General features: G+C 36.1%; 12 protein-coding genes. 7 read left to right on the plus strand and 5 right to left on the minus strand.

Annotated features, from left to right (window positions below; translation table 11 throughout):
* Positions 1-53: 53 nt before the first annotated feature.
* The gene (locus IPK35_12425) at positions 54-2,336 is read right to left on the minus strand and encodes a gliding motility-associated C-terminal domain-containing protein (GenBank protein MBK8054042.1); all 2,283 of its coding nucleotides are present in this window, start codon (positions 2,334-2,336) and stop codon (positions 54-56) included.
* Between the two features lie 338 nt (positions 2,337-2,674).
* Between IPK35_12425 and IPK35_12430 the strand changes: the two genes are divergently transcribed.
* The 3 genes from IPK35_12430 (at position 2,675) to IPK35_12440 (ending at position 6,225) form a co-directional block, all read left to right on the plus strand.
* Positions 2,675-3,733 carry a flippase-like domain-containing protein gene (locus IPK35_12430; protein MBK8054043.1) on the plus strand — a complete coding sequence of 353 codons (1,059 nt, stop codon included), beginning with the start codon at positions 2,675-2,677 and terminating at the stop codon, positions 3,731-3,733.
* A 573-nt stretch (positions 3,734-4,306) separates the two neighbouring features.
* Complete coding sequence (locus IPK35_12435; GenBank protein MBK8054044.1) at positions 4,307-4,954, plus strand: DUF47 family protein; 648 nt, start codon at positions 4,307-4,309, stop codon at positions 4,952-4,954.
* A gap of 47 nt (positions 4,955-5,001) precedes the next feature.
* The gene (locus IPK35_12440; GenBank protein MBK8054045.1) at positions 5,002-6,225 is read left to right on the plus strand and encodes an inorganic phosphate transporter; all 1,224 of its coding nucleotides are present in this window, start codon (positions 5,002-5,004) and stop codon (positions 6,223-6,225) included.
* 33 nt (positions 6,226-6,258) lie between these two features.
* Here the strand turns inward: IPK35_12440 and IPK35_12445 are convergent, their stop codons facing one another.
* A complete protein-coding gene (locus tag IPK35_12445; protein MBK8054046.1) occupies positions 6,259-6,531 on the minus strand; it encodes a hypothetical protein in 273 nt (90 codons plus the stop codon).
* 101 nt (positions 6,532-6,632) lie between these two features.
* Positions 6,633-6,920, minus strand: a complete 288-nt coding sequence (locus tag IPK35_12450) for a hypothetical protein (GenBank protein MBK8054047.1) — start codon at positions 6,918-6,920, stop codon at positions 6,633-6,635.
* A gap of 283 nt (positions 6,921-7,203) precedes the next feature.
* On the opposite strand from IPK35_12450, the gene IPK35_12455 reads away from it, so the two are divergent.
* Both IPK35_12455 and IPK35_12460 read left to right on the plus strand, forming a co-directional pair.
* Positions 7,204-7,791 (plus strand): zeta toxin family protein, encoded by a 588-nt coding sequence (locus IPK35_12455; GenBank protein ID MBK8054048.1) that lies wholly within the window; start codon positions 7,204-7,206, stop codon positions 7,789-7,791.
* A complete protein-coding gene (locus IPK35_12460) occupies positions 7,778-7,954 on the plus strand; it encodes a hypothetical protein (protein MBK8054049.1) in 177 nt (58 codons plus the stop codon). Before IPK35_12455 ends, IPK35_12460 begins: the two co-directional genes overlap by 14 nt.
* A gap of 324 nt (positions 7,955-8,278) precedes the next feature.
* Here IPK35_12460 and IPK35_12465 read toward each other — a convergent pair whose 3' ends face one another.
* Positions 8,279-9,148, minus strand: coding sequence for a hypothetical protein (locus IPK35_12465; protein MBK8054050.1), 870 nt, complete (start codon positions 9,146-9,148; stop codon positions 8,279-8,281).
* Positions 9,149-9,357: 209 nt separating this feature from the next.
* Complete coding sequence (locus tag IPK35_12470) at positions 9,358-10,638, minus strand: asparagine synthetase B (GenBank protein ID MBK8054051.1); 1,281 nt, start codon at positions 10,636-10,638, stop codon at positions 9,358-9,360.
* 225 nt (positions 10,639-10,863) lie between these two features.
* Between IPK35_12470 and IPK35_12475 the strand changes: the two genes are divergently transcribed.
* The gene (locus IPK35_12475; protein MBK8054052.1) at positions 10,864-12,966 is read left to right on the plus strand and encodes a hypothetical protein; all 2,103 of its coding nucleotides are present in this window, start codon (positions 10,864-10,866) and stop codon (positions 12,964-12,966) included.
* Positions 12,967-13,229: 263 nt separating this feature from the next.
* A complete protein-coding gene (locus tag IPK35_12480) occupies positions 13,230-15,167 on the plus strand; it encodes a M1 family metallopeptidase (protein ID MBK8054053.1) in 1,938 nt (645 codons plus the stop codon).
* Positions 15,168-15,205: the final 38 nt, after the last annotated feature.

Here is a 15,205-nt window from a genome sequence, read left to right on the forward strand (position 1 = left end):
ATTCCAAAAATTAGATTTGATGTATAATTTTTTTGCCTACTTCAAGACATCTTTTATCTGACAAGGGTACAATGCCCTTTCAGCAACTGTCTATCCCCTTTGACATCTATATATTCCAACAAATAGGCATAAACACCGGGAGATGCTATTTCACCATTATTATTTCTTTGACCATTCCACCCTACTTCAGATTCATCGGTATAGAATATCCTGTCGCCCCATCTGTTCCAGATTGTAAAATTATAATTTCTGACACCAATAAATGACCCTACAGGTATAAAGACATCATTCAGTCCGTCATTATTGGGCGTAAAAGCATTGGGCATAAATAATTTTACAATGGGATAGATAGGAATCACTGCTGTAGCAGTATCTGAACACCCGGAAGGATGTAACACTATCTGCTGAACATTAAATACTCCGGTATCACGAAATGTAAAAGTCGGATTTCTGATCAAAGATGTTCCAAGGCTATCAAATTTCCATAAATATGCCACACCACCAGTCGATTTATCCATAAAATCGACTTTATTATTCAAAAGACTCGGTTCCTCAGGAGAAAAAGTAAATCCGGCCACTGGACTTGGTACTACTTTGATGAGGCTTGGCCATGTTTTAAATGTTTCACAGCCGATAGGCGAAGTCACTTTCAATTTGATAGTATATGTGCCAATATCCGTAAATAAATGGGTAGGGCTGAATTCAGTACTTGTTTTGCCATCTCCAAATTCCCACAAAAGCTTATATGTTTCATCTATGGGTTTGCTTAGGTTGTCAAAAAAAATATTTGCCGGCTGGCATCCCGTAAATGTATTTGGTTCAATAACAATCAAAGATGGTACAGGAAAATAATTAATAACTTTTATGGTCGTATCCCTGCATTTATTGACATCTTCAGCTATCAATCTGACCGACTTTAATCCAGGGTTTTCAAATTCAAACTTGGGATTTTCCAGATTTGAAACACCTTCATCTGCAAATCGCCATGAAAATTTTTCGATAGCTCCGGCACCGCTAACTGATTCATTTTTAAATATGACAGGACCTGAGACACATGTATCGAACGAAAATTTATATTCGGTATTGATGGAAGGATATACATTTACTGTAATCGTTGCTGTATCAGAACACTCTGCCAAAGCAGGAAGATCTTTGTTCAAAATCATGGTAGCTTTGTACACTCCCAGTCCGGGAAAAGTGACAGAAACGTTACGGGTATTATAAATTTGTTTCTGGCCTCTGATATCAAATTCCCAATAGTAATTTTGGATAAACCGTGTATCTGTACTCAAATTTAAAAAATCAATGGTAAATGCTCCACAGCTATTGACATTATATTGGCCGGCGTTTTCTAGTTGTGCCTGGAGATCTGCTTTTACTGCTACTTCACATGTAGTGACGTTGAACTGAAAATCTCTTTTCAAAGTACCTAACAATACACCATTCCGATATTCTTTGACACATACACCTACTACGTATTGACCTAATAAATTGGGAACACCACCGATAATACCTGTCACCGGATCGAGATTCACCACAGGATTGCCTCCCATAGGTGTATTAAAAGAAAACAATGGAGATTGAAAAACTACTTCCTGATAAGGTGGAAGACAATTTTGCGGGTTTGGGGTCACACCCGTACACGCAGTTGGCGATCCGGGAGTAGTGGCACCATCTGTACCTCCTGCAGTTACGGGCGAACAAAACTCGTATACAAGACTGTCACCATCAATATCTCTTGCCGAATGATTGAAATTTATTTCTCTGTTTACACAAATGACTACAGGCGGAAAATTATTAAATACAGGACTATTATTGCATACTCTTTGTGCTGCAGCTGTTATTTCTGTAGTAAATGCGGCACCTGTCCCTCCCGGATTTACAATATTCAAAATGGTATTATTCCTGCAGCATCTTTGATAGGAAATCAGATAATTCTCATTGATGATAGGTAATCTGACTGTAAAAGTATAAACTCCTCTTTGAACACCTACATTGACAGGAACCAATATACAGGGATTATTTGTAGCAATATCTATATCTGTCACATTTTCTACTCTTATACCTGCTACTACTCTTTCAAATCGCCAACTGCCCGCACTTCCTCTGTAAATTCCAAAACTTGTTGGATTATCAAACTGAGCTCCTCCGCTTCTTGAGTCCCGGTACATTGTAAATATGATTTCATACTCTATTTCATTCCTGATACTATCTCTACCTATACATTTATAAATGACATCTCCCCCAATGATATGCAATGCATAAGTTTGACCTACCCAAAAGGTGGTCATAAAAAGTGAAATTAAAAATATAACTCTTAAAATCCTTTGCATCATATTATTCTAGTGGGACTATTTTTTAAAAGTATGTATCTATCAACAAGATTTTGTCATTTTTTGTTGATTTAAAAATGTGATAATTGACTTTAAACTTGATTTTCCAACTAAGAGTGTATATATAAAATCTTAATTATCTGAAAATCAATATAACAAAATTCTAAATGTCAGGGCGAAGTTATAGTCAAAAGAAAATAGATTGCGAAAATTTTGATTTTAATTCATTGAAAATGTGTTAATTAAAATTCTAAATTTTTGCAATCAAATTTACTTTAAGGATAATTTTATAAAGCTGCTATCAACAATTACTTTTACACCCTTAATTTATAAAAAGACAAATGTCAAAATCCAAGCTCAATATAAAACTGATCATCAACAGACTTATTTTGTTTATTTGCTTTGGTGTTTTGATGCATATTATTTTTGTATTAACAACTACAGAGAGGGCACTTTTATTGTATCTGAATAAGCTCAGTATTTTTCACATACTTCTGATTATACTTCTCATGACCATACCTTGGCTGGGTTATTCTTTGAGGATAAAAATGTGGTCGGGCTTCTTAGGTGAAAAAATCAAGTACCAGGACGCATTAAAAATAGTTGTTACCGCTGACCTTGCATCTGCATTGAGTCCAACTGCAGTTGGTGGGGCGCCAGTAAAGGCAGCTTTGCTACTCAATAGAGGTTTCAACCCTGGAAATGTCGGATTTATGTTGACATGGGGCATTATTGAGGATATTATTTTCTATTCTTCAGGCATTATATTAGCTATGTTTTTTTCAAAGGAATTAGTTTTTGATATTTATTATGCTACAATAAATTTAATTATACATAATCAAATCATCTTCCTTATCTTACTTATTATTATTACCGGACTTATTTTGTTATCAAAATTTAAAATTTTACCCGATACATTAAAACCGCTTCACTACCTTCCATATTCTTTCAAGCAAAAACTTTATGCATGGAATGAAAAATTCCGATACAGTATTAAAGAGATGCAAATCAATTTTCAAAAGGCTCTGGCTTTTGGCAAATTGCGCATGATCGCCGGAATGCTCATATTGATAATACAGTGGTTTGCAAAATTTTCGGTTTTGGCAGTACTCCTTCATGCATTTGACATAGATTTTGAAACAATACAAATATACATCAGACAGTGGGTGGTATATGTTACCATGCTTTTTATCCCAACCCCCGGAGCTTCCGGAGGAGCTGAGGCATCTTTTATATTGATTTTCGGAAAGAGTATACCTTCTGAAATCTCTTTTTTGATAGTTTCTTTATGGAGATTTTTTACTTATTATTATATGTTGATAGCAAGTGTAACTTTATATACCATCATTTCATTTTTTCAAAAGATGGAAGGTGAAATTGAGATAGAAGTTAAAGATTAATTCCATATCATTTTGGGCTGTGTCTATAAATAATTGCACTTATTTTAATGAATTTTTAAAGATATAAATGCTAATTTGAAGTAAATTCGGGTTAAGGGTTTTCAAAGTACTTCTTAATTAATAGGGGCGAAGCCCTGTAATCTTTGTAATCAGCGTCCCAAAACATATAATCAGGGGCGTTAGCCCTGTAATTTTAAAACAATTTCAGCATCATTAAAGATGTCAGAGCTACGCCCTTTATTATCAATTATTTAAGTTATTTTACGAAGATATCAGAGCTAACGCTCCTTCTTTTAATAAAATTATATAGTATATTATCCCTCTACCCTGATTTTACTCCTATCGACTTGAGCTTAAACCACATTTGCTTCAATTCTCTTATCCCGAATCCACGTTAATTTAAATAAAATCAAATTTGGAGATTTGCTTCTTTCTCTCTGCCTGCATGTCCTTTGCATGCAGGCAGAGAGAAGAGCATTTACTCATGTGTACAATTTGTCACACTTTTACCTTCTTATACCTTTGATAAAACAACATTATTGTATATTTGCCCGATTTTTACAATTTAAATTTATGATTCTCAACAACATCATCAGGGCTTTCCTCCCAAAGGATAAGGTTTTTTACGATATATTTGAAAATATTGCAGGCAATCTCAAGGACATGGGTTCTACTCTGAGAAAAGCAATGAATGAGCCCGACACGGCCAAAAGGGTAGCCTATCTTAAGAGCCTTGAAGACGGAGAACATAGAAATGATGAATATACCCATCAGATTTTTATTGAGTTGAGTAAAAATTTTATTACACCTTTTGATAGAGAAGACATTCATTATCTTGCTACATCACTGGATGATATTGCAGATTATATGTATGCTTCATCCAAAAAAATTCTCAACTACAACATCAGCGAAATGGATGAATTTATGAAAGAACTCGCAGATATCAATCACAAATCCATAAAAGCCCTTTCTGACGCTCTGCTGAAGCTGAGAAGTATGAAAAATGTCAGCCAGATCAAGCAGGATTGTGTCATTATCAATAGTCTGGAAAATGCTGCAGACGATGCTTTGGATCGGGCAATCATTAATTTATTTGCAATAGAAAGAAATCCCGTAGACATTATCAAGCTTAAGGATGTGTATGAGGATATGGAAACGATCTCTGATAAATGTGAAGATGCATCCAATGTGATAGAATCCATTATCATAAAATATGCCTGACCATCAATTGGCCAATATAAGATTTATCCAGCACAAAGCCTGACCCTATGATTCTGTTGATTATTATTATTATCTTAGCTTTAATTTTTGACTACATCAATGGTTTTCATGATGCTGCCAACTCCATCGCAACAGTGGTCTCGACCAAAGTACTTACACCATTTCAGGCAGTGGCATGGGCTGCTTTTTTCAATTTTGTCGCATTTTTTATATTCAAGGATCATGGTGTGGCCAATACCATCGCAAAAACTGTAAACGAAGGCACCAACGCTGAAGGTATACCATACATCACGCTCACAGTCATCCTTGCCGGACTGATTGCTGCTATATTCTGGAACTTGCTGACTTGGTGGTATGGCATTCCATCATCTTCATCACACACATTGATAGGTGGTTTTGCTGGAGCAGCTATTGCTCATACCGGATTTGAGTCCATCAACTCAGGTAAAATCATTCAGATTGCAAGCTTTATAGTTCTGGCACCGGCTTTGGGGATGGTCATCGCACTGATTATTTCACTTTGGTTTCTGAATGCTTTTAAAAAAAGCTTTTTACCAAAATTATTTTCTATAGGAGTGATGGTACTCACCATCTACTTCCTTACATTAAACATAAAAAGCGATCCTTCGAAAATCATTTCAGATTATAACGCACATTTTTTAAATGTCCTATTTGACGGAGGTAATTTTAAGCTGTTTCTTCTTGCCTTTATAGTGATAGTCATGGCAATATTCACATTATTTCTGAATTCATTAAATTTTATTGAGTCTGAAAGATGGTTTAAGAGAATGCAATTAGTGTCATCAGCTGCATTCAGTATAGGTCATGGTGGCAATGACGCACAGAAAGTGATGGGCATCATCATGGCTGCTATGGTCGCACACGATCCTACGAATTATTCACTTGACCACATGGAAAACTGGATACCTTTGGCTTGTTATGCGGCTATCGCCTTAGGAACATTGAGTGGAGGATGGAAAATCATCAAAACTATGGGCACAAAAATCACCAAAGTGACGCCATTTGAAGGTGTTGCTGCCGAAACTGCCGGAGCAATTACTCTTTTTTTGACAGAATTCTTAAAAATTCCTGTGTCAACTACTCATACTATTACAGGCTCTATCATTGGAGTGGGTGCCACTAAACGTCTGTCAGCTGTGCGATGGGGAGTGACTATCAATCTTTTATGGGCCTGGATCCTAACAATTCCTGTCAGTGCCACCATAGCTATGTTGGTTTATTATATATGCAGCATGGCAGGTTTGGATTGAAATTAGACTATAGAGTTTTTTTTAGTACCTTTTTTAATTCAAATTTTCAGCAGAGTTTTTCAACCCTTTGATTAAGTGACTTACATCCTTGGTCAAGTTATGTGCAGGATATTTTTTAAGGAATAATTGGTATACATCCGCTGCTTCTGCTTTCTTATCAAAATGATTTTCAAAGTAAAAACCTTTTAAAAATAAAGCCATCGGAGTTTCTTTGCTTTCAGGATAATATTGATACACCCAATCAAAATTCGCCACCATACCCGAAACATTGCCGGTTTTACCACAAACTTCTGCTATCGAAATCAAATACCCCGAGCAAGCAGCATCATTAGGAAAAGCCAGTGCAAATGCTTCAATAAGCAGGGTAAAGCTCTCTTGCTCTTTGATATCCTCTGTTTGGATAGACTTTAGCTTTTTAAATCGGCCTTTGATATACTCATGAACATCCTTTTGTTCAGATAAAATATCTTTCCGGCATCTTTTGATCTTGGATCTGAACTAAACCTATTCTTGAACCCCTTATATATCAATGAGGCAACTTCATTGGACCCCATTTCTCTTAGTCTGTCAGCCAAATACCACAGATAGTCCGCAGCATGCGGAAGAGTAGGGTTTACTTTGAGTAATTCCTTCACAAACACATCTTTAAAAGACTCTTTTCTGTCATGCCCACTTAACTCAATACCTTCCTCCAACCATTTTTCTCAGTCTGGAGACAATGAGATACTTACTTATCCTAAAGTCTGGAAACTTTGGACAACTATTGAAGCTTTCGTAGGCCGTAGCGTTCCAGATACGATTCTGTATCCTAAGGTTTTCTACCTGTATTTGGCAGCTATTCATTCTCAATCAAGATAGTTTTTTCTATTTGACTTTGGTATCGTTATAAAATCGTGATTTGATGTACTATATTATGATTGTAGTTTTATGAATCCAAAATATATTATTCCTAAAATTTAAAAACCATATCTTTGCATGATGAATACAAAGAGTTTATATATCATAGCAGGGTGCAATGGCGCAGGTAAAACTACCGCATCATTTACGATATTGCCAGAGATATTACACTGTGATCAATTTGTCAATGCAGACGAGATTGCTAAGGGGTTGTCACCTTTCAAACCTGAAAGTGTATCTTTTGAAGCTGGAAGAATCATGCTATCCAGAATAGAACAGTTGTTTGCTGAAGACCAATCATTTGCCATAGAGACTACGTTAGCTACCAAAATATACAGAAATAAAATCAGAGAAGCCCGTGGCAAAGGATATGAAGTGGTTCTTTTGTTTTTTTGGCTACAAAGTGTAGAAATGGCCATCGATAGGGTACGGACTAGAGTGTCCGAAGGAGGTCATAATATACCAGAAGATGTCATTATTAGGAGATTTTTTAGTGGAATACGTAACCTTTTTGATATATATATCGACATAGTGGATCAGTTAGTTATTTTTGATAATTCAAACTTAAATGCTACTATTATTTCTGAAAAGCTTTTTTCTTCTAAACTACTAATACATAATTCTATCATATTTAATCAACTTCTAAATTTTAAAAATGGAAGCCCATAAAAGACCTGAAAATATTCAAAAAATCATAGACGGGATGGAGCTTGTTCGCACTCGACTGATAGCATATAAAATTAAAATGAATAGTGAACTCGTAGTTATGAAAGACGGAAAAGTAGTAAGGATAAAACCTGAAGATTTGATCGTAACTAAAAATCAGCATTAAAAATAGTGTATTGACCTATTTTGTCATTTGTAAAATTCTTTTTGTGTATTTGAAGGAAAATGTTTCGTGAATCTGTGGTCTGTTTGCTTTTCAAAATCGCCTATTGGTCTAAAGGTAGTAGGATAAAGATCCTAACTGTAAAAACTTTGGAGAACTTCGTTAGCTTGTCAGTTGTAACATCCTTCGGAACGACTCAATATTCAAATGCTTCCGGTCTGTGTAAGCCAGCTATTCATTCTAAATCAAGATTAGCTCGAAAGCTACTACGAACGGGAAAAGCAATACATGCCTATTTCTCTTTATCAAAGACTTATTGAAGTATATTCAATTTTCAGAAGAGTTTTTCAAATCTTTGATCAAATGACTTACATCCTTTGTCAAGTTATGTGCAGGATATTTTTTAAGGAATAATTGGTATACATCCGCGGCTTCTGCTTTTTTATCAAAATGATTTTCAAAGTAAAAACCTTTTAAAAATAAAGCCATCGGAGCTTCTTTGCTTTCAGGATAATATTGATACACCCAATCAAAATTCGCCACCATACCCGAAACATTGCCGGTTTTACCACAAACTTCTGCCATCGAAATCAAATAACCCGGGCAAGCAGTATCAAAAGGAAAAGCCAATGCAAATGCTTCAATAAGCTTCGTAAAGTTTTCCTGCTCTTTAATAATATCTTCTGTTTGGATGGACTTTAGCTTTTTAAATCGACCTTTGATATATGTATGAATATCCTTTTGTTCAGATAAAATATATTTCCCGGCATCTTTTGACCTTGGATCTGAACTAAACCTATTCTTGAACCCCTTATATATCAATGAGGCAACTTCATTGGACCCCATTTCTCTTAGTCTGTCAGCCAAATACCAAAGATAGTCTGCAGCATCTGGATGAGCAGGGTTTAATTTGAGTATTTCCTTCACAAACACATCTTTGAAAGATTCCTTTCCGTCAAGCCCACTTAACTCAATACCTTCCTGCAACCATTTTTCTTTTGTATCTTTGGATACTGACGATCTGAAGTTATTTCCTATTTGCTGTATCCTGGCATTAAAGATACTGTCTTCGACCTTAGAATTAGATGAAATTTGGGTGGTTTTTTGATCAATTGACAACGCTTTAGGTGCAGCATCTTTGCAAGACAGAGAAATGGCAAATAATGCTAAAATAGCCAGCCGAAATTTTGATTGCATAATTTGGTTTTGCTCTTTGTAATGAATGAATCATCTCATATTCATGTGTGTATAACAAACTGCACAAGTTCAAATTTTCTTCCTCGCTACCCTCAATCCCTGAAGGGACGACCCACCCAATTCAATCATTTTTTTACCGTTAATTTAAAAAAACACTGTAAAAGTGCAATTTGTTTTACACACTATTCTCACCCAAACACATAGAGGAATCAAGTCTTTCTTTTCTTTTTTTCAGCTGCAGGAAATAGAATATTGTTCAAAATCAACCTGTAACCGGGACTATTGGGATGCAGGCTTAAGTCAGTTTCCGGATCACCGACATAATGCCTGTAATCTTCAGGATCGTGTCCACCATAAAAAGTCCAAGTTCCAAATCCATGAGACCCGTGGATGTAACGCACTTCGCTGGCTGATTTGGTATCACCGAGAATGAGCACATCCGACTTGATGAGTGATTTTTTGAAAGCTGTGGCCTGTCCCATGAAACCCTTCACAGTAGTAGTATGATTCTGCACCAACATAGCAGGTATCGGATCCCACTTGGCAGAAAAATCAAAGAGATTAAAATAATCTACCTCGGGGGTAATATTTCTGTTTTTATTATCTATATCTGAGTGTTCATACAGAAGTGGATTCAAAATTATTTCAAAGTCTTTAAAAGCAAAAGTTTTACTGAAATCAAGTTTCTGTTGGGCATTTGGGTCAAAGTTATCACCATCATAGATGTCTGCACAGATGTCCGTCCCTTCTGCAGCCAAAGCAATATCATAAGTATCTGTAGCAGAACACATGGCAAACATAAAACCACCACCTTCCACATATTCTTTTATCCTTTTGACAACTGCGAGTTTAAGCATCGAGACTTTACTGAACCCTAAACTTGCAGCCAGTTCTTCGGTTTTTTGCTGATTGAGTTTGTACCAGGGAGTACCACCCTGATTGGCGTAAAACTTACCATATTGACCGGTAAAATCTTCATGATGCAAATGTAGCCAATCATATTCAGCCAATTTCCCCTCTAAAACTTCTCTATCATAAATTTTGTCAAAAGGTATCTCTGCATATGTCAGTACAAGTGTTACCGCATCATCCCAAGGCTGGATTCTCATCCCACGAGGATTAAAATCCGGCGTATATACCGCAATTTTGGGTGCCTTTTCAAGTTTTATTGCTTCCTGATTTAATTCAGGATTGCTGATCCCCTCTCTGATAGAAATCCACTGAGCATCAGAAATCACTTCATAAGAAACACCACGCACCTTGCATTCGGCCTCAAATCCTTTGGAATAAGGAAATGCAAAACTTCCGCCTCTGTAATTAAGTAGCCAGTATGCTTCTATCCCTTTGTTGATGACCCAATAAGTCATACCATAAGCTTTGAGATGGTTGGTTTGTTTGTTGTGCTCCATAGGAAGCAAGATATATGTTGCCTGAACAACCGATGCGAAAGCAATGATCAAAATTAAAAGGGATATTTTTTTGAATCTCATAATGAAGTTGTTTGATTTATAGTTCTATGAGTAATGATTGTTCTCTAAAAAAAAAATTATAATGTCGAGCTTTTAATATCTTTTAAAACATCATTTTGAATATTTAAAACGTCAGACAAAACAATTTCATTGTAAAAATATTTAAATATATCTTAATCATACTTCTAAATGCTGTTTAGATTAAGGATTTTTTTAATATTTGCACTTTACAACTTAACATAACACGTGATCAATACAATAAGTTTTTCTTATCCCTGGTGGTTTATATTTTTTTGTTTTTTATTGGGTATCGGATATGCAGTTTTAATGTATTATAGGGATAAACGTTTTGTTGATAGCGGCAATTGGCTCATACGTTTGCTTGCATTTTTACGTGGTTTTTCCATATTTGTTATTTCTCTATTACTACTATCGCCATTTATAAAGACCATAAAAGAAGATATCAAGCCACCACTCATAGTGATCGCTTCTGACAATTCTGAATCACTGAAAGGAAAACAAAATCCGGGAGAATTATTAAGCTGGCAAAAAGACATCAATGACTTAGCAGGCGAATTGACAGGAAAATATGAAGTCAGGCAAATATCTTTTGGTAGCCAGGTATATCCTGAAAAAAACGACACATTGAATGACAAGAGTACCAATATCAGTAGTGCAATCAAATATATCAAAGATAATTTCGGAGATCAAAATCTGGGTGCTGTCATAGTAAGTACTGACGGTATATATAATGAAGGTAGCAATCCCTTGTATTCTGAAGGTATGTTTAAGGCACCACTGTATACGATCGCTTTGGGTGATACGACACAAAAGAAAGATATACTCATTCAAAATGTACTTCATAACAAAATAGCATACCTTGGTGACAAGTTTCCTGTTCAGGTAGATATTTCATCTTTCAACTGTGAAGGATCGTCCACTAAACTCACCCTTGAAGTTATAAAAGGTAATCAGGTGACAAAAGTGGGTGAGGAGAATATTTCAATTGCTTCCAAATCTTTTTACACATCCAAAACTTTTTTGGTGGATGCATCCCAGACTGGTGTGGTGAGATATAGATTGCGTGTAAGCGGAATAGCGGGGGAGTTCAACACTGTTAATAATTCGAAAGAGTTTTTTGTCGAAATACTTGATGCTCGTCAGAAAGTGCTCCTTATCGGAAATGCTCCCCATCCTGATCTGGCAGCATTAAAGAATATCATTACGAGCAATAAAAACTACGAAGCAGAAATTGCTTTTGCCGGTGAGCAATCAGGCGATATAAGCAAATACAATCTCATCATTCTTCACAATCTGCCATCTGAGAACAAAGATATTTCCGGGTTGATGTCTCAGATAAACAGAAGCAATATTCCCGTGATTTTTATTGTTGGTATGCAGACGTCGCTATCGAGGTTTAACCAATCACAAAATGTGGTATCCATCAATGGAAATGCAAAAAACAATGAAGACATTCAGGCCGAATTTAACGGTTCATTTTCATTATTTACCACATCAGATTATTTGAAATCTAAATTAAAGATTTTCCCGCCATTAATTGCTCCTTTTGGTGAATACAAATCTCAGGGTACAGCCAATGTGTATTTGTATCAAACTATTAAGAAAGTCAAAACTAACTATCCGATGATCGCATTCAATGACCAAAATGGGATCAAAACTGCCGTATGGATAGGTGAAGGGCTATGGAAATGGAGGCTGTTTGACTATCTTCAAAACAAGAACTACGACTTAGTCACTGAATTGGTCAATAAAATCGTGCTTTTAACTACTGTTAAAACGGATAAACGTAAATTCAGAGCCAACACCTCAAAAAATATCTACAAGGACAATGAGCAGATCATATTTGACGCACAGCTATACAATGACAGTTATGAAATGGTCAATGATCCTGATGTGCGATTGGTAATAAAGGATGAATCCGGCAAAGAATACAAATATAATTTTAACAAAACCCAGAATTATTATATGCTCAATGCCGACTTATTCCCAAATGGCTCCTATTCATACACGGCAAGTGTTGTATATAATGGTAAAGATTTTTCAGCGTCGGGAAGATTCAATGTAGAGTCTTTGCAATTGGAGCAATATGACTTAACAGCAAGACATGGACTTTTGAGAAGCATGGCTGAAAAATACGGAGGAACAATGGTATATCCTGACAAAATACAATCATTGAAGGATGTGTTGCTGAATAATGAAAACATCAAACCTGTACTTTACGAAAGCAAAACAACAAAATCCATTATAAGTCTGAAGTGGCTTTTCTTCTTCATCTTATTTTTATTGGCACTGGAATGGTTTTTAAGAAGGTATTTTGGCAATTATTGATGTCCCCACCTGTCTTTATCACGTAATCCAATAGGACTTCTGCTTCATAACAATTAATGAATTTATACCGCTTTTTCATCCAATATGTAAAATTCATTTTGCAGTCCTTTAAAGGGAATGAACCTGCCTGCCTACTTTGTCACGCAAGGTTGCGGACAGTATAAACAATTATAGTGCAAAAATGCGATACAACCATTTAATCGTGTTTCAAAATGTGCAATTTTAAAGGAATTGTTGTAACTTTGTAAAGCAAAATTTCAAAAGTGAAAAATCTGTATGTATATTCAGCCATGTTAAGTATGGTTTTATTGCAAAACCTTGCAGGGCAAAATTCTGAAATAAAGGAAAATTTTATATCAAGAGGATGGAAAGATTATAATGCAGGTGTCAGGGCTACATCTACTATGACTTCTGATTATGATGTGAAATACTACAGATTGAATCTTAGTGCAAATCCAGCCGTAAGGTATATAAGAGGTTCGGTCACAACCTCCTTTACGCCTAAAATCAATAATTTTAATACCATCCATTTTAACCTTAGAAATAATATGTCTGTGGATTCTGTCAAGTACCACGGCTCGCATGTTTTATCACATAATTTTATATCTCCCACTTTACTACAGATCAATCTTCCTGCTTCCATTCAAACATCTGTGCTGGATTCTTTGACCATATATTATCAGGGAGCTCCGATCAATGATGGATTCGGTTCATTTGGTATGAGTACAACAAGTTGTGGAGGCTTGCACAATAAAGTGATGTGGACACTATCTGAACCATATGGGGCCAAAAACTGGTGGCCTTGCAAAGAGACGCTTGAAGACAAAGCGGACTCTATTGACATGATTGTAACTTGTCCTGTGCCATATAGAGTTGCTGGCAACGGACTGTTGGTAGATAGCATCAATATGATAGATTCGACCAAATATCATTGGAAGCACAGATATCCGATTCCAGCCTATTTAGTGGCTTTTGCCATCGCCAATTATAAGTCATATTCGGATAGAGTGTATCCTCCGGGCGACACACCCATAGAAGTATTAAACTACGTGTATCCTTGTGACTCTGCTACTGTCGCACAGCAAACTCCAAATATGACTCCTATGTTTCTGTATTTTATAGAAAAATTTGGAGCCTATCCTTATAAAAACGAAAAATATGGTCATGCTCAATGTGGTTTTGGTGGAGGGATGGAACACTCCACTATGAGTTTTATGGGTGGATTTTCAAGGTTGTTGTTGGCACATGAACTTGCTCATCAATGGTTTGGAGATAAAATCACATGCGGCTCCTGGCAAGATATTTGGCTCAATGAAGGATTTGCAACTTATCTCGAAGGTTTGACATGCGAAAAAGGCTGGGGAGACCAATCATGGATAAACTGGAAAACATCCAAAATCAATAATGTAACCAGTAACAACTCGGGATCAACGTATGTCACAGATACAGTCAATGTTGGAAATATATTTAATGGCAGATTGGTATACAACAAGGGTGCTTTGATTCTCCACATGCTACGATGGAAATTGGGTGATAGTTTATTTTTTAAAAGCATTCGTAATTATATCAATGATCCAGCTCTTTCATATGGTTTTGCAAGGACCAACAACCTGATTGCCATATTAAATGCAACTACCGGTATCGATATGACGGAATTTTTTAATGATTGGCTGTATAGTCAGGGCTGGCCCAATTATAATATTACATGGTCAAAAGATGCTGTATGTCAAAAAACATATGTGACCATTGTTCAGACACATTCTGCCAATATGGGAACATTTTTTGAAATGCCAGTGCCCATATCTTTTACTGGCATCATAAATGGCAATACGGTAACAGATACGGTAGTCTTTGATCAAAATAGTCCTATGCAATTAAAATTTGATTATAGTTTGGGTTTCAATCCTACTTCAGCTGCTTTCGATCCGGAAAAATGGTTATGTGCCAAAGCCACCATTACCGAAGTTCCATTTAATAATCAACGTCATATCATTTGGAAAGGAACAGTCAACGACGATTGGCATAATGCTGCAAACTGGGATTGTGGTGTTCCGACTGCTAATGACGATGTCACCATACCTGATAATGGTCATCCTTGTACTGTCAAATCCAATACTATCGCTGATTGCAGAAAGTTGATCATAAAAGATGCTGCGGTTTTCAAAACGGAATCAGGGGCTGTCTTAAATATCCATCAATAAAATAACCAAACTAAAAAGGTCATATTATGCCCTATGAG

Source organism: Saprospiraceae bacterium, assembly GCA_016713025.1.
In the GTDB taxonomy this organism is placed as follows: Bacteria; Bacteroidota; Bacteroidia; order Chitinophagales; family Saprospiraceae; genus OLB9.